The organism is Mycobacterium sp. 852002-51961_SCH5331710, assembly GCF_001665535.1.
In the GTDB taxonomy this organism is placed as follows: Bacteria; Actinomycetota; Actinomycetes; order Mycobacteriales; family Mycobacteriaceae; genus Mycobacterium.
This window is the reverse complement of sequence record NZ_LZSQ01000129.1, coordinates 1-14,513: the sequence shown is the minus strand read 5'-3', so window position 1 is coordinate 14,513 and position 14,513 is coordinate 1. Positions and strand designations below refer to the sequence as shown.

Annotated in this window: 14 protein-coding genes; 5 read left to right on the top strand and 9 right to left on the bottom strand. The window is 66.9% G+C overall.

Features of this window, described 5'->3' with window-relative positions:
• Positions 1 to 66: 66 nt before the first annotated feature.
• The 5 genes from A5752_RS25780 to A5752_RS25760 all read right to left on the bottom strand — a co-directional run bounded on the left by A5752_RS25780 (position 67) and on the right by A5752_RS25760 (position 6,027).
• Positions 67 to 885: an MlaE family ABC transporter permease gene (locus tag A5752_RS25780; RefSeq protein WP_067091995.1), complete on the bottom strand. Its 819-nt coding sequence runs from the start codon at positions 883 to 885 to the stop codon at positions 67 to 69.
• Positions 872 to 2,041 carry a thiolase C-terminal domain-containing protein gene (locus A5752_RS25775; RefSeq protein ID WP_067091993.1) on the bottom strand — a complete coding sequence of 390 codons (1,170 nt, stop codon included), beginning with the start codon at positions 2,039 to 2,041 and terminating at the stop codon, positions 872 to 874. The genes A5752_RS25780 and A5752_RS25775 overlap by 14 nt, the downstream gene beginning before the upstream one ends.
• Before the next feature lie 91 nt (positions 2,042 to 2,132).
• Positions 2,133 to 3,308, bottom strand: coding sequence for an OB-fold domain-containing protein (locus A5752_RS25770; protein ID WP_067091991.1), 1,176 nt, complete (start codon positions 3,306 to 3,308; stop codon positions 2,133 to 2,135).
• Between the two features lie 17 nt (positions 3,309 to 3,325).
• Positions 3,326 to 4,534: a CaiB/BaiF CoA transferase family protein gene (locus A5752_RS25765; RefSeq protein ID WP_067091989.1), complete on the bottom strand. Its 1,209-nt coding sequence runs from the start codon at positions 4,532 to 4,534 to the stop codon at positions 3,326 to 3,328.
• Positions 4,534 to 6,027, bottom strand: coding sequence for an aldehyde dehydrogenase family protein (locus A5752_RS25760; protein WP_067092001.1), 1,494 nt, complete (start codon positions 6,025 to 6,027; stop codon positions 4,534 to 4,536). The genes A5752_RS25765 and A5752_RS25760 overlap by 1 nt, the downstream gene beginning before the upstream one ends.
• Positions 6,028 to 6,341: 314 nt before the next feature.
• Here A5752_RS25760 and A5752_RS25755 point away from each other — a divergent pair, with 314 nt between their 5' ends.
• The 5 genes from A5752_RS25755 to A5752_RS25735 all read left to right on the top strand — a co-directional run bounded on the left by A5752_RS25755 (position 6,342) and on the right by A5752_RS25735 (position 10,076).
• On the top strand, positions 6,342 to 7,040 hold the full coding sequence (locus tag A5752_RS25755; protein WP_067091987.1) for an SDR family NAD(P)-dependent oxidoreductase: 699 nt from the start codon (positions 6,342 to 6,344) through the stop codon (positions 7,038 to 7,040).
• Positions 7,041 to 7,070: 30 nt separating this feature from the next.
• The gene (locus tag A5752_RS25750) at positions 7,071 to 7,931 is read left to right on the top strand and encodes a mycofactocin-coupled SDR family oxidoreductase (RefSeq protein ID WP_067091985.1); all 861 of its coding nucleotides are present in this window, start codon (positions 7,071 to 7,073) and stop codon (positions 7,929 to 7,931) included.
• A gap of 18 nt (positions 7,932 to 7,949) precedes the next feature.
• Positions 7,950 to 8,141, top strand: coding sequence for a ferredoxin (locus A5752_RS25745; RefSeq protein ID WP_064397030.1), 192 nt, complete (start codon positions 7,950 to 7,952; stop codon positions 8,139 to 8,141).
• Between the two features lie 39 nt (positions 8,142 to 8,180).
• A complete protein-coding gene (locus A5752_RS25740) occupies positions 8,181 to 9,569 on the top strand; it encodes a cytochrome P450 (RefSeq protein WP_231983522.1) in 1,389 nt (462 codons plus the stop codon).
• A gap of 66 nt (positions 9,570 to 9,635) precedes the next feature.
• The gene (locus A5752_RS25735; protein WP_067091997.1) at positions 9,636 to 10,076 is read left to right on the top strand and encodes a hypothetical protein; all 441 of its coding nucleotides are present in this window, start codon (positions 9,636 to 9,638) and stop codon (positions 10,074 to 10,076) included.
• A gap of 9 nt (positions 10,077 to 10,085) precedes the next feature.
• On the opposite strand, the gene A5752_RS25730 is transcribed toward A5752_RS25735, so the two are convergent.
• From A5752_RS25730 to A5752_RS25715, 4 genes are read right to left on the bottom strand one after another with little or no spacing between them, the layout of a single operon-like run.
• Positions 10,086 to 11,294, bottom strand: a complete 1,209-nt coding sequence (locus A5752_RS25730; protein ID WP_067091983.1) for a DUF1214 domain-containing protein — start codon at positions 11,292 to 11,294, stop codon at positions 10,086 to 10,088.
• Between the two features lie 10 nt (positions 11,295 to 11,304).
• Positions 11,305 to 12,072: a sugar phosphate isomerase/epimerase family protein gene (locus A5752_RS25725; RefSeq protein ID WP_067091981.1), complete on the bottom strand. Its 768-nt coding sequence runs from the start codon at positions 12,070 to 12,072 to the stop codon at positions 11,305 to 11,307.
• Between the two features lies 1 nt (position 12,073).
• Entirely contained in the window at positions 12,074 to 13,243 is a 1,170-nt protein-coding gene (locus A5752_RS25720; RefSeq protein WP_067091979.1) for a sulfotransferase family protein, read from the bottom strand.
• Positions 13,240 to 14,367, bottom strand: coding sequence for an LLM class flavin-dependent oxidoreductase (locus tag A5752_RS25715; protein WP_067091977.1), 1,128 nt, complete (start codon positions 14,365 to 14,367; stop codon positions 13,240 to 13,242). The genes A5752_RS25720 and A5752_RS25715 overlap by 4 nt, the downstream gene beginning before the upstream one ends.
• Positions 14,368 to 14,513: the final 146 nt, after the last annotated feature.

The following is a 14,513-nucleotide window of genomic DNA, read 5'->3' as shown; positions in this document are numbered from 1 at the left end:
GCACCCCGAGTAAACCGCGGATACGTACTACGAAGAACCTGAACCGTGCCCATTCGGCGACCCCCGCTAACCCGTCGTCATCCGAATACCGATCGCGGTCACGACGACGTTGATCACGAACAACGCCATGAACGCGTACACCACCGTCTCGTTGACGGCGTTACCGACCGCCTTGGCGCCACCACCGGTGATCGTCAGCCCGCGGAAGCACGCCACCAGCCCGGCGATCAGCCCGAACAACGCCGCCTTCACGCACGAGATGACCACCTCGGGGACACCGGTCAGCAGCGTGATCCCCGCGGCGAACGCGCCGGGATTCACATCCTGAATGAACACCGAAAACGTGTAGCCGCCGAGGATCCCGATGATGACCACCAGGCTGTTGAGCAGCAGCGCCACCAAACCCGAGGCCAACATCCGCGGCGTCACCAGGCGCTGGACCGGGTTGATCCCCAGTACCTCCATCGCGTCGATCTCCTCGCGGATCGTCCGCGATCCCAGGTCGGCACACATCGCCGTCGAGCCGGCCCCGGCGACGATCAGCACGGTCACGATCGGGCCCACCTGGGTCACCGCGCCGAACGCCGCACCCGCTCCCGACAGGTCGGCCGCGCCCAACTCGCGCAGCAGGATGTTCAGCGTGAACGACACGAGGACGGTGAACGGGATCGCCACCAAGAGCGTGGGCGCCAATGACACCCGGGCGATGAACCAGCACTGCTCCAGGAACTCGCGCCACTGAAACGGCCGACGGAAGACGAACCGCACTGCATCGGCCGACATCGCGAACAACGCACCGACCGCCTGCATGGGTCCGGCCAGGTTCCGCAACGGCGGTAGCCCGGCGGACCACCGTTCCGGTCCGCTACCGCTACCTTGCGCCATTGCCGTCTCCTTCCAGGATGGTCACTGCCGCCACTGCCGTGGGCCCGCCAATGTTATGGGCAAGCCCGATCCGAGCACCGTCCACCTGGTTCACGGCTTCGCCGCGAAGCTGTGCGAACAGCTCGACGCACTGCGCGACGCCCGTCGCACCGGGCGGATGCCCTTTGGCCTTCAGGCCTCCGCTCGGGTTCACAGGCAACCCCCCGCCGATAGTGGTCACTTCCGCCTCGACGAGTTTGTGGCCCCCGAACCTCTCGGCGAATCCGAGATCTTCATAGCTGATCAATTCGATGCCCGTGAAGAAATCGTGAACTTCAGCCACATGAACATCGCTAGGAACAAGACTGGCCATCTCAAAAGCCTGTTTGGCGGCCCGCGTCGTCGCCGGCATCGTCGTCATGTCCGCTTTGTGTTGATGCATCACGGAGTCCAGGCCCAGCCCGACCCCACGAATCCACACCGGGCGGTCTGTGAACCGGTCGACGACGTCTTCGGAGGCGAGCACGAGGGCGGCCGCACCGTCGCTCTGCGGTGCGCAGTCGTAGAGCCGAAAGGGCGTGACGACGATCGGTGCCGCCATCGCCTGCTCGACGGTGATCTCGAATTGCAGTCGCGCCTTGGGATTGTTGGCACCGTGCCGGTGGTTCTTCACCGCCACCATCGCCAGATGCTCCTCGGTGGCCGGCGACTCGTGCAGGTAGCGCCGGACGTGCAACGCGAACCCGGCGGGCGACACGACGCCGAGCGGGTAGTCCCACGCCATGTCGCGGGCCATGGCCTCCCACTCCCACAACATGTCTCGCGACGTGGTGTCGCGCAGCTTGTCGGCACCCATCACCAGCGCGACGTCGAAGGCGCCGGAGGCGACGCCGAACAGGGCGTTGCGGATCGCGTCGTTGCCTGTGGCACAAGAGTTTTCGACGCGGGTCACCGGTAGGTCGGGCAGACCGAGCGTGTCGGCGAGAATGCCGGCCGGAAAACCGTCGGCGGTGCCCATCGCGCCGAACCACGCCGCCTGCAGGTCCGACTTGTGCAGCCCCTTGTCGACACTGGCCGCGCACTCCGCGAAGGCCATCGGCAGAAGATCCTTGAGCCCGAGCGCGAAATGCTCACCGAAAGCCGTCATTCCGGCGCCGACGATCGCGACCTTCCTCATGCCTCGGCTCCCGGTCGTCCCCTGCCCTGCAGACGTGGGCCCACCGGTCCTCGCTGCGCTGCGATCCTCACTCCCGCTCGCCTTCGGGTCCTCATGCCGCCACCGACTCCGGCTCGAACATGTAGCCGTAGTCCGGAACCCCGGACCGCACGGCGACACGGCGCAGGGCCAGCCGGCCGCGGGTGCCGATGTCCACCGAACCCGGCTCGGCCCCCGTCACCTTCACCAGCGCCCGCACCCCGACCCCATCGAGCTCGACGATCACCAGGGAGTACGGCGAGCGCAGGCCCGGTACCGGGATGTGCACCGTCGTCTCGGTGTAGACGGTTCCGGTGCGCGGCAACGGAATCAGTTCATAGCCGGTGGACAGCGTGGAGTTGTCGGCCAGTCGGTAGCGAGGCGGGAAGTCGAGGTCCTCGGAACCGGGATGACGGCCGGCCTCCCAGCGCACCTTGGCCTCGAACGCCCGCTCGTACGCGGCGAGCGAGATCGGGATCTGGGCGTCACCGACGACGGTGCCCTCGGGCTGTGGGCGGGCGGCCGGCTCGCGCCGGTGCAACTCGGCGACCCCGCCGGTCACCGTGATCCCCGACAGGCTCGCCTGTTCGACGGCTACCAGCGGGCCGGTCGAATTCCGTTCGGCCATACCGGCCAACGCGAACAAGCCGGCGCTCGCACCGGTGGTCGGCAGCGGGGGCGGGTCCCCGATCGTCAGCTCGGCCGCCCACGACGGGTCCACCCCCGCGAGCGCGGCCGGGGTGTCCAGCCACGCCGCCTCCAGGGAAGCGATGAGGCCCCGTTCGTGCAGGAGCCGGGGGTCGCCGTAGTCGTGTACGTCGCCGGTCGCCTTGCGGGTGCGCACCGGAAGGCTGCGCGCCACGCGGGCCGCGGTGCGCACCTGCAGACCCCGCTCCGCGGTCAGGATCGCCGCCGCGCCCGCGGGATTGAGGTCGGTTCCGATGATCAGCGTCCGCGGCCTCGCCGAACTGATGGCGTCCAGCGTCGCGGGTGCACCACCGAGCCGCTCGTCGACCTCGAGCTCGGGGTCGAGCCCGAGCCCCGCCAACAGCACCGCCGCATTGCTGCTGTCGAGCAGTGGCAGATCGCGACTGACCAAAACCACGCGTTCGACAGCTCCGCTGGCGATCAGCGCCGCCCGCCCCGCCTCGACGGCGAGGGTGACCGCGTCCTCGTCGTCACCGGGCTCGCGGTGTAGCGGCGCACCCCAGCACGGCAGGTATGTGCCGATCGAGGCGACGTAGGGCATGGGCTGTCTTTCCGGTTCTAGGTGACGGCGCCGGCCGTCTTCAGCTCGATGATGCGGTCCCAGTCCAATCCGAGTTCCAGCAATATCTCGTCAGTTTGCTCGGCGAACCCTGGCGCGGGTCCGCTTCGGGGTGCGCTGACATCGAACTGAACCGGATTGGCAACTAGTTCGAGCTCGCCGGCCTGCACCAGATACTCGTTCGCGCGGATCTGGGCGTCCTCGGCGGCCTGCAGCGTGTCCTGCACCGGCGCCCACGGCCCCAGCAGGGTGGCGAACCGCTCGCTCCATTCGGCGAGCGGACGCTTCGACATCGCCTCCTTGAGGATCTCGGCCGCCGTCTCGGTGTTCTCGGCGATCGACTCGGCGGTCGCGAAGCGCGGATCGTCGGCGAGGTCGTCGAGGTCCATGTGCTTGCAGACGTCGGCCCAGAACTTGGTGGGCTGCATCATCACGAACGAGATGTAACGGTCATCGGCCGTCGGATACAGCCCCACGAGCGGGTTGATCGGCGAGCCGTGCACCCCCGGCGGGAAGGCCTCCATGCGCTGGCCGAGGTGTTTGGTCAGCGCGACGGTGTGCCCCAGCGACCACAGTCCGCTGCCCAGCAGGGACACGTCGACAACCGAGGGCTCCCCGGTGCGTTCGCGTTTGAGCAGCGCAGCGGCGATGCCGCCCGCGAGGTTCGTGCCCGAGATCGTGTCCCCGTAGGCGGGCCCCGGCGGGCCGACCATGCCCGGCGTGCCCGGCGGCGTGATCGTGGCCGCGGTGCCGGCGCGGCACCAGAACGCGGTCATGTCGTAGCCGCCCTTGACGGATTCCTCGCCCCGGGGGCCCAGTGCGCTGCCCCTGGCGTAGATGATGTTCGGGTTGACCGCCCGGATGTCGTCGACGTCGATGCCGAACCGCTGCCGGTGCCCCGGCAGGAAGCTGGTGAGGAAGACGTCGGCCCGACGGGCCAGTTCCAGCAACACCTCTTTGCCTTCGGGCACCGACATGTCTAGACCGATGCTTCGCTTACCGCGGTTGGCGTGCTCGATGTTGGGGTTGGGATCGCCCTCGACGCGCAACAGGCCGGTCTGCCGCAGCCCCCGCTGCGGGTCGCCGGTCACCGCGTGTTCGACCTTGACCACGTCGGCGCCCCACTCCCGCAGCACCGCGCCCGCGGATGGGACGAATCCGTACATCGCGACTTCCAGGACGCGGATGCCGTCCAACGGTCCACTCATCAGCCACTCACCACCGTTGCGAACGTCTTGGATTCCAGAAACTCCTCGAGACCGGCCCGGCCCATCTCGCGGCCGATGCCCGACTGCTTGTAACCCCCGAACGGGCTGTCGGGGCTGAAGTAGTTGCCGCCGTTGATGGAGAACGTGCCCGTGCGGATGCGCCGGGCGACCGCGAGCGCGCGGTCCTCGCTGCCGAACACGGCGCCGGAGAGCCCGTAGATGGAGTTGTTGGCGATCCGGACCGCGTCATCGTCGTCGTCGTAGGCGATGACGACGAGCACCGGCCCGAACACCTCTTCCTGGGCGATCTCGCTGTCGGGGTCCACGTCGGTCAACAGCGTCGGCGTGTAGAAGAAGCCGGGGTCGACCTTTTCGCCGCCGGTCACCAGCGTGGCGCCGGCCTCGACCGCACGCTTGACCATCCCGTCGACCTTGTCGCGCTGCTTCTCGCTGATCAGCGGCCCCATGTAGGTACCGGGGTCGGCGGGATCGCCGTGGCGCACCAGCCCGAAGTTGTTCTTGATCAGCCCGACGATCTCGTCGTGGTGCGTGCGCGGCACCAGCAGCCGCGACGTCAGCGCACAACCCTGTCCGGCGTGGGTGACCATCGAGAACGCGCTGAACAGCGCCGCGGTGTTGAAGTCCGCGTCGTCGAGCACGATCGCGGCGGACTTGCCGCCGAGTTCGAGAAACACCTTCTTCAGGGTTTCGCTGGCCGCCGCCATGATCCGGCGGCCGGTCGGGGTCGACCCGGTGAACGTCACCATGTCGACGTCCGGGCTGGCGGTCAGCGCGGCGCCCACCTCGGGATCGGCGCCGCTGAGCACATTGACCACACCGGCGGGGATGTCGGTGTGGTTGGCGATCAGCTCACCGATCGCGAGCGTGATCAGCGGAGTGTCCGGAGCCGACTTCAGCACCACCGTGCAGCCGGCGGCCAGCGCCGGCGCCAGCTTCGCGAGCGCGAGCTGATTCGGGTAGTTGTAGGCGATGATCGCGGCCACCACGCCCGCGGCTTCCTTCTCCACCCAACGGTGGTGCTGCATGCCGCGACTTTCGATGTTTCCGAGATCCTCGGTCATCGGGTAGGTCTTCAGGAGCTCGGCGTAGTACCGGACGATCTCGATGGGCTGGTCCAGCTGCGCCCCCTGGCAGAGCGCCTCGGTGGCGCCGACCTCGGCGATGGTCAGCGCGGCGAGTTCGTCACGGTGTTCGACGAGCGCTCGGTGGAACTGCTCGAGGCAGCGCACCCGCAGCTCGGTGTTGGTCGCCCAATCGGTTTGGTCGAAGGCGCGACGCGCGGCGGCGACGGCCGCTTCGGCATCGGCGACGGTGGCATCGGGCGCATGGCCGAGCACGTCCCCGGTGGCGGGATTGAGGGAGGGAAACGTGCGGGAGGTCTCGAGCAGCTCTCCCCCGATCAACAACCGGCGATCGACGCCGGCCGATCCTGCGGCGGTTTCGTCACTCGAGATGAGGGTCGCTTCCCGCATCATCCTCCTCAATCGTGGGGGTTCTCGAAGTGTGATGGAAACTCCATTCTCATCACCGGCGAATCATACATTCGCACAGAGAGAACTCAAGGAAATGATCGGAATCGCCACTGCCTGGGAATAACGGTGCGACAATCGGCCGCCGAACGTCTCACCAGTGCGAATCACTCGGGTTCCGTGTCTTGCGGAGTTGTAAGAGGCGAGAGTACGGTTCTCATAATCGAAAGGACGATTCTTGATGGCGTCGGGAACGCACGCGCGCAGCATCGGGACGCGCACGCAAGGAGCGGAATGACTGTGGCCGAGGCACAGGTATGAAGAACGCCGTCGTCACGGGAGGCGGCTCGGGCATCGGCCTGGCCGTCGCGCAGCGGTTGCGCGCCGACGGTATGCACGTCGCCACCATTGACGTCAATCCATCCGACGCCGACTCCGCGTATACGGCCGACGTGACCGACCGCGCTCAGGTCGAGGAGGCAATCGACGCCGTCCGCGCGCAACTCGGGCCGATCACTGTCCTCGTGAACGCCGCCGGACTGGAGAAGTTCAAACGCTTCACCGATCTGAAATTCGAGGACTGGCAACGTGTCATCGACGTCAACCTCAACGGCGTCTTCCACTGCATCCAGGCCGTCCTGCCCGACATGATCGAGGCCGGGTGGGGTCGCATCGTCAACATCTCGTCATCGAGCACGCATTCCGGCCAGCCCTACATGGCCCCGTACGTGGCGGCCAAATCCGCGGTCAATGGGCTCACCAAATCGCTCGCTCTGGAGTACGGGCCCAGCGGGATCACGGTCAACGCCGTGCCGCCCGGCTTCATCGACACCCCGATGCTCCGCAAGTCCGAAGAGCGCGGCTATCTGGTGGTGCAGCAAAACATCGACTCGACACCGGTGCGCCGCATCGGCAAGCCCGAGGACATCGCGGCTGCGTGTGCGTTCCTGGTCTCCGAGGAGGCCGGTTACATCACCGGACAGATCTTGGGCGTCAACGGCGGCCGAAACACGTAGCGGCGACAAGTAATAAGGAAAGGATCCTCAGTGGGACGCGTACAGGGAAAGGTCGCATTCGTCACCGGTGCGGCGCGTGGGCAGGGGCGCAGCCATGCGGTACGGCTGGCTGAGGAGGGCGCCGACATCATCGCGGTCGACCTCTGCGAGAACATCGACACCATCGGCTATCCCATGGCCACGCCGGAGGATCTCGAGGAGACCGCGGCGTTCATCGAGAAGACCGGTCAGCGCGTGGTCACCGCCAAGGCGGATGTGCGCGACGCCGCACAGCTCAAGGCCGCGCTCGAGGACGGCATCTCCCAGCTTGGCGGGCTCGACATCGTCGTCGCCCAGGCCGGCGTCGCGGGGATGAAAGGCCAACCGCCGCTGCAAGCGTGGATCGACGTCATCAACACCAACCTCATCGGGACCATCAACGCCATTCAGGTGTCGCTGCTGCACCTCAAGGAGGGCGCCTCGATCATCGCGACCGGTTCCACCGCCGCGCTGATGGACACCCACCAGAAGAACGATCCCGGCAACGACCCCGGCGGCATGGCCTATGTGCATTCCAAGCGCGCATTGTCGGCCTACGTCCACGACCTCGCCACCGAGCTGGCGCCGCGCGGTATCCGGGCCAACGTCGTGCACCCGACCAATTGCAACACCAACATGTTGCAAAGCGAGCCGATGTACCGGTCCTTCCGGCCCGATCTGGAGAAGCCCGAGCTCAAGGACGCAGAACCGGTGTTCTACGTCCAGCAGGCCATGAAGGTGCCGTGGGTCGAGCCCGAGGACATCAGCAACGCGGTGCTGTGGTTGGCCTCCGACGAAGCCCGCTTCGTCACCGGCGCGCAGTTGCGCGTCGACGCCGGCGGTTACCTGAAGTGGTACGACTACCACAACTGAGCGTAAGGAGTTGCGACAGTGAAGGTTTCGGTTGACGGCACGCGGTGCCAGGGCCACACCCTGTGCGCGATGATCGCACCCGACTCGTTTGAGCTCGACGATGTCGACGGCCATGCGTCGGCGGTGAACGAAGTTGTTCCCCCGGATCAGGAAGACCTTGTGCGGGAAGCCGCCCACTCATGTCCGGAACAGGCCATCGTCATCGAATGACGCGCGGCCCACACCGCGCAAACCAATAGGAGACACGCCGTGACTGTCCACAGCGATGAGCCGCTGGCGCGAAGAGCCAACGGAGCCGACGACGGGGACCGCAAGAAGAACCGGTACCACTTCGACCGGCACACACCCGAATACCGTCTGCAGTTCGAGAAGATCACCGAGGAGATGCACTCCCGCTGCCCGATGGCGTGGACGGACACCTACAACGGGCACTGGGTCGCCGCGGACAGCAAGCATGTGTTCGAGCTGGCCCGCTGCCCCGCGGTGTCCAACCACCACGACATCACCGGTGAGACACCGTTTCAGGGCATCACGATCCCGAAGGCCAGTCGTGCCACCGTCGTTCGCGGCGGCATCCTCGAGATGGACGAGCCCGAACACAGCGCCTACCGCGGCGCGCTGAATCCATATCTGTCGCCGGCGGCCATCAAACGCTGGGAGCCGTTCGTCGACGAGATCACCCGCGCGGCACTCGACGAGCACATCGAGTCGGGCCGCATCGATTTCGTCGAGCACCTCGCCAATGTCGTGCCCGCCGTGTTCACGCTGGCGATGATGGGCATCGACCTCAAGAAGTGGAACGTCTACAGCGAGCCGACGCACGCCTCGGTCTACACGCCCGAACACGCTCCCGAGCGGGAGAAGATCAACGAACAGCACCGTGAGATGGGGATCGACCTCATCAACAACATGATGGAGATCCGAGAGAATCCGCGGCCCGGGCTGGTGAACGCACTGCTGCAGCTGCGCATCGACGGCGAACCGGCTCCGGACATGGAGATCCTCGGCAACCTGGGCCTGATCATCGGCGGCGGGTTCGACACCACAACGGCGCTGACCGCACACGCCCTCGAATGGCTCGGGGAACACCCCGACGAACGGGAGCGCCTCAGCCGCGAGCGCGACACGCTCTTGCATCCGGCGACCGAGGAGTTCCTGCGGTTCTTCACCCCGGCGCCCGGCGACGGCCGGACCTTCGCCGAGGACGTCGAGGTCGAAGGCCAGCAGTTCAAGCAGTACGAGCGGCTGTGGCTGTCGTGGGCGATGGCCAACCGCGACCCCTCGGTGTTCGAGAAGCCGAACGAGGTGATCCTCGATCGGAAGGGCAACCGGCACTTCAGTTTCGGTATCGGAGTGCACCGCTGCGTCGGTTCGAACGTGGCGCGGACGGTCTTCAAGTCGATGCTGACCGCCGTGCTGGACCGGATGCCCGACTACGTGTGCGATCCGGAAGGCACCGTCCACTACGACACGATCGGCGTGATCCAGGGCATGCGCAATCTGCCCGCCACCTTCACTCCGAGCAGGCCGTTGGGTCCTGGCCTCGACGAGACGTTGGAAAAGCTGCAGCGCATCTGCAACGAACAGGAACTGGCCCGGCCGATCACGGAACGCAAGGAAGCCGCCGTCATAACCTGAACCGTGCTCGTCACAGACGCGAAGGTGATTTGATGGGCAGCGGGCGGGGACATGGGAGGAACGACGTTGAAGCGCTTGAAGGTCTTCGTCGCAGCAGCCGCGTTGGTCATGGCTGTCGGCACCGTCACTCCGCCGCCGGCCAACGCCATGATGACCCTTGGCAACTACGACCTGCTCACCAACAGGTACGACCGGGCCTCCTGGCTGTGGTTCATCACCGCCTGCCTGCCGGATCGCCCGCTCGACTGTGTTTACGTGAGCGCGCGGCCGCGGCTGAAGTTCTACGCCTATTACGAGGGCCCGGCGAAACTGGTCGACGGCCGCTACACCATGACCGTCGACGTACCGGACGGTCTGCAGTGCCCGGGTCAGGTGCTGCCCACTCGCGAAACGTACTCCTGGGATGAGATATCGCTGGTCGGCACCATCGAGTCCCATTACCACGTCGGATGTTTCAACGGGCCACCGGGCATGCAGTTCTGGACGTTCAAACTCCAGCGGCTCTGAGCCGGCGCCCTACCAGCCGTAACGCTGCCGAATTCCGTTGAACCGCGCCCACATCTGCCCGATGCGTTCGGCGGGTGTCACGGTCGCGGTGTCGTGCGGTAGCGCCTCGGGGAGGTCGGCGCGCTTGACCACCCTTGTCCGCAGTACCGCGGGCTCGCCGTCCAGCATGTGCCGATAGGTGAGGTTGCCCCGCTCGAAACCCTGGGTGTCCAGCCAGTTGTGGTAGCCGGGGTCGTCGTGCGACAGCACGAGGCGCACCGTGTTGTCCGTGTCGACCGCGGTGCGGCTCGGGGTGTAGCTCACCGGGCGGTAGAGGTAGTCCATGCTGGTGAAGAACGGGCCCATGTTGGTCAGCATCCACAGCCCGTCATGGGTGTCGAATTCGAGGATCAGCGATTCGTCGGACGCGAGTCGCCAGTGCATGTTGGCCGCCGCGCGACCACGCTTGGCGTCGGCGCCGGTCGCCGTCACGTCGGGGAACCGGTTGGGGTGCTCGGCATCGACACCGCCGTACGCGAACGGGAATTCAGGCCAGTCCGACATCATCCCGGACAGGAAATCACCCGCCCATCCCATGGCCGAGATCATCTCTGCAGGGCTCGGCACCGGCCTGGGCTCGGCCATGTCGACGCGTTCGATGCGCATGCGGGCCGGGCGCTCCTCCCACCGGTCGAATCCCTGCCGGATGAACAGCTTGCGAGACCCGGGTGTGGTGGGCAGCCAGTTGGGTTCCCGCTGCGGTCCGCCGACGTAGATTTCGAAGGTGCCGTCGGGTTGCGTGTTCAGTTGCGCGCCAGACAGGTTCGCTTCTGGTGTGTCGCCGAACGGCTCGTGTAGCACGTCCGGGCCGTCGGGACGTGGTCCTTGCACCGTGATGTTGAAGAACGGCGCCGTACCGCGCTCACCGGTGATCCGATACGTCGACGTGCCGTCGATCCACGCCTGTTGATACAGGAAGTCCGCACAGTCACCGCCCAGCTTTCTGGTCGGGTGGGAAAAGGTGTGGATCTGGGGATATCGCGTGTTGCGCGTCTCCAGCGCGAGGTCGAACGCCTGCCCGAGGTTCTGGGTGAGGAACCGGAAACCGTCGGCGCGGTGAATCCCGGCTGTGCCGTTGTGGTCCTTGAAGACCCGCTCCCCCGCCTGTTTCAGCCGATCGCAGAAGTCGTCCCATGCCGACTTCAGCTCGGCATCGTCGCGGCCGTCTCCAAACGCCATCCGGTTCCCCCTAGCCGTCGAGTTCTTCCAGCATCGTCGACACCACGTCGCACGCCCGGCGGGCGGCCGCCAATCGGCCTTCTTCGTCGATGCGCGGGCCGATCAGCTCGAGGTCGAAGCCGTGCGCGTAGCCCGAGGCCAGCACCGACGAGAGGAACGGTGCGATCGGGATGGCTCCGTCGCCGGGTACCGCCCGAGCGGGCAGCGCCCGGTCGCCGAGCACGTAGTCGCTCAACTGAATCGTCACGGTCCGCGGCAGTGCACGCTGCACCAGCGTCGTCAGGTCCGCCTCGGCCCAGCAGTGGAACAGGTCGATGCAGATGCCGAGGCCGCTCGCCTCGGCGAGGGTGATCGTGTCGCGCAAGGAGTGCGCGATGTGAATGTCGGCGTACAGGCTCGAGGCGTTCTCGATCGCCAGCGCCACACCTGCGCTTTCGGCGACCCGCGCGCACGGCGTCACCGCCTCGCTGAACCGGTCCGCCGCCTGCTCCCAGGTGAGGTCGCGGCGCCCGCCGGTCAGCATGTACACCGCCCGCGCGCCGAGGCCATGGGCGGCGTCGATCACCTTCAGCAGTGCGTCGCGCGAGGAGAACAGGTGATACACCGTCTCCACCGAATAGCCCTCTCCGGCAACGATCTTCGGCAGCTCCGGTTCGGTCAGTTGCGAATCGATCAGGCTGAGCCGCGTCAGCCCCAGCGCTCGCCAGTGCTCCACCAGTTCGCCCACCGGCGTCCCGTAGAACGTGACGCTGTGTACCGAGAGCCGCTCGTCGGGCACCTCAACCCCGGTTCTCGATCGGCACGCCGAAACGTTCTCGGAACGGCCGGAATTCGTCGTGCAGCGCATCGAGGTCCTCACCGATGTCGGTGAGCAGCGTGGTGGAGTAGCGGAACTTGCCGTGCCGATCGCCCGGGTTGTCGGCCAGATACTGCCGCATGGCGGCCTCGGCCTCGGTGGTCAACTCTCGACCACGGAACTCGTAGTAGCGGCGCACGGTGCCGACCTGGTCGGCGATGAAGTCGGCGTAGCGCACATGCAGGATCCGGGGATCGTCGACCAGCGGATGGGTCATGGTGTTGGCGATACTCTCGCGGGTCAACGCCAGGTGCATCTTCGCCGCGGCGTGCAGGTCGACCGGTCCCACGATGCCCTCGAGGATGTCGGCCATCATCATCGTGCGCGACGCCGCGACCTGCACCGGGTCGCGGTGCAGCCACATCAGCGTGGCGTCGGGATAGGCGTCGAACAGCTCGGCGAGCCGGAACCCGTGAAACCCCTTGAGCACCCACTGTTTGCGCGGGCGGCCGTATTGGAACTGCTGCAACATCGCCTTGTGGATGCGGTACTGCGCGGCGGGGTCGGTGGGCAGGCCGCCGACGACGGTCTGCATCGGCACGCGCCACCACGCGGTCGGGGTCAGCACCCGGAAGTCGAAGGCCCAGGTCCGTTCGTCTTCGGGCAACCCGTCGCCCAACATGTCGTTGTACGGGTGGCTGTGTAGCCATTTCGGCAGCTTGGTGTTGATCTCGCGCCAGTCCGCGTCGGCCTGTGCGCGACGCGGATCCTCGCCCTCCACGGTGCCCGGCGGCGGCGACGGATACATCACCTCCCAGAACCGCAGCGCGCGGGAGTCCGGGTCGACCGACATCAGCGCGTGCATCAGCGTGGTGCCCGACCGCGGCTCACCCGTGACGAACATCGGCCGCTCGATGACCTCCTCGGCGACCGGGTGGCGCCGGCGGTCCTCGAAGAACTCCAGGCGCGAGGTGAGCAGCCAGTGGCACACTTGCGCGGCGCGCCGCCTGCCGTCGTCGTCCATTCCGAGCGCGTTGAGGTGATCGACGACCAGCGAGAAGCGTTGCGGCAGCGTGGGATCGCCGTAGTCGGCCAGCCCGGTTTCGTCCTGTGCGCGGGCCAGTATCTCCGCCGCCACCAGGTGCGCGCTCACTCGACGCCTCCGCACAGAGCCATCAGCTCGTCCTCGACTTCCCGCACGTTCTGCGCCGACTGGGCGGTGTATCGCAGGCCCGCCATGGCGCCGTAGTCCATGATCTTGGGCACGCGCAATCCCGCGTCGACGTAGTCCTTGATGACACCGGCGAGCTGTTTCGGTGTGCCGTGCGGGACCATGGCCAGGATCATCTCCGGTTCGACCCGGCCGAGGAAGTCGACGATGCGCTCGCGGGTGAGCACCGCCGGATCGATGTCCTGGTATCCGCGCCAGTCCTCCCCCATCGGATGGGCGAAGCCGGCCTTGCGCAGCACCTCGGCCGACACCTGCAGGAGGAACGACTTGACCAGCGGTGCCTCGAGGATCTCGGCCAGCGCGGCGTCGTCGCGGCCCACGAGGCACACCTGGATGAAACACGGCGTGATCGCCGAGGGGTCCCGGCCCGCCTTCTCCGCGGATAGCTTGACGACGGCGAGCTTTTCGGCATAGTCGTCCGGCGACCATGCGCCGGTCGGCCACCATCCGTCGGCGTAGCGACCGACGATGTCGAGCGTGCGGGGGCCGCTGCCGCCGATCCAGATCCGCGGGAAGCGTCCCTCGTACGGTTCGGCGTCGAGGCGGGCGTGGCGTAGCCGATGAAACCGACCCTCGAAGTCGACCGGGCCGTCGCTCTCCCACAGCAGCCGGATCACCTGTAGCGCCTCCTCGAGCCGGCTGACCGGCGCCGTGAAGTCGAAGCCGTACGGCACGGTGTTCTCGGTCTCTCCGCTGCCCAGCCCGAGGATGAACCGGCCGGCCGCCAGGTGGTCGATGGTCAGCGCGCTCTGCGCAAGTAGCGACGGGTGCCGACGGACCGTGTCGACGACGCTGGTCACCAGCGGCACGTTCTTCGTCAGCACCGCCGCGGCCGCCGCGACCGCCATGGCGTCTAGGTGGCGGTGCGGCGACGGCGAAACCGTTGCCAGGTCGGTGAACTCAGGCGTCCAGATCGAGTCGGGCCAGAAGCTGACCATGTGATCGGGCATCCAGATCGAGTGGTAGCGCCCGCTGTCGAGGTCGTCGAGCACCGACAGGTCCAGCGGCAGCGTGGTGCGCAGGTACGCGGCCGGCTGAACCCTCATGCGGGGGTCCCGTTTCCTCCGCGAGCAGACGTAAAACTGCCGCATTCGAGCCAAAAATGGGCAGGTTCGCGTCTGCTCGCGGGGAGAAGTGACGCCCTCATCATGAGTCGCTGCCCGTCTCGGCGAGGAACGACTGCGTGTGGGCG

Bases quoted from the DNA above. Each gene is read 5' to 3' on its own strand.
- A5752_RS25755 (WP_067091987.1), top strand. From the start codon at position 6,342: ATGAAGAACGCCGTCGTCACGGGAGGCGGCTCGGGCATCGGCCTGGCC.
- A5752_RS25760 (WP_067092001.1), bottom strand. From the start codon at position 6,027: ATGCGGGAAGCGACCCTCATCTCGAGTGACGAAACCGCCGCAGGATCG.
- A5752_RS25780 (WP_067091995.1), bottom strand. From the start codon at position 885: ATGGCGCAAGGTAGCGGTAGCGGACCGGAACGGTGGTCCGCCGGGCTA.
- A5752_RS25765 (WP_067091989.1), bottom strand. From the start codon at position 4,534: ATGAGTGGACCGTTGGACGGCATCCGCGTCCTGGAAGTCGCGATGTAC.
- A5752_RS25715 (WP_067091977.1), bottom strand. From the start codon at position 14,367: ATGAGGGTTCAGCCGGCCGCGTACCTGCGCACCACGCTGCCGCTGGAC.
- A5752_RS25770 (WP_067091991.1), bottom strand. From the start codon at position 3,308: ATGCCCTACGTCGCCTCGATCGGCACATACCTGCCGTGCTGGGGTGCG.
- A5752_RS25775 (WP_067091993.1), bottom strand. From the start codon at position 2,041: ATGAGGAAGGTCGCGATCGTCGGCGCCGGAATGACGGCTTTCGGTGAG.
- A5752_RS25730 (WP_067091983.1), bottom strand. From the start codon at position 11,294: ATGGCGTTTGGAGACGGCCGCGACGATGCCGAGCTGAAGTCGGCATGG.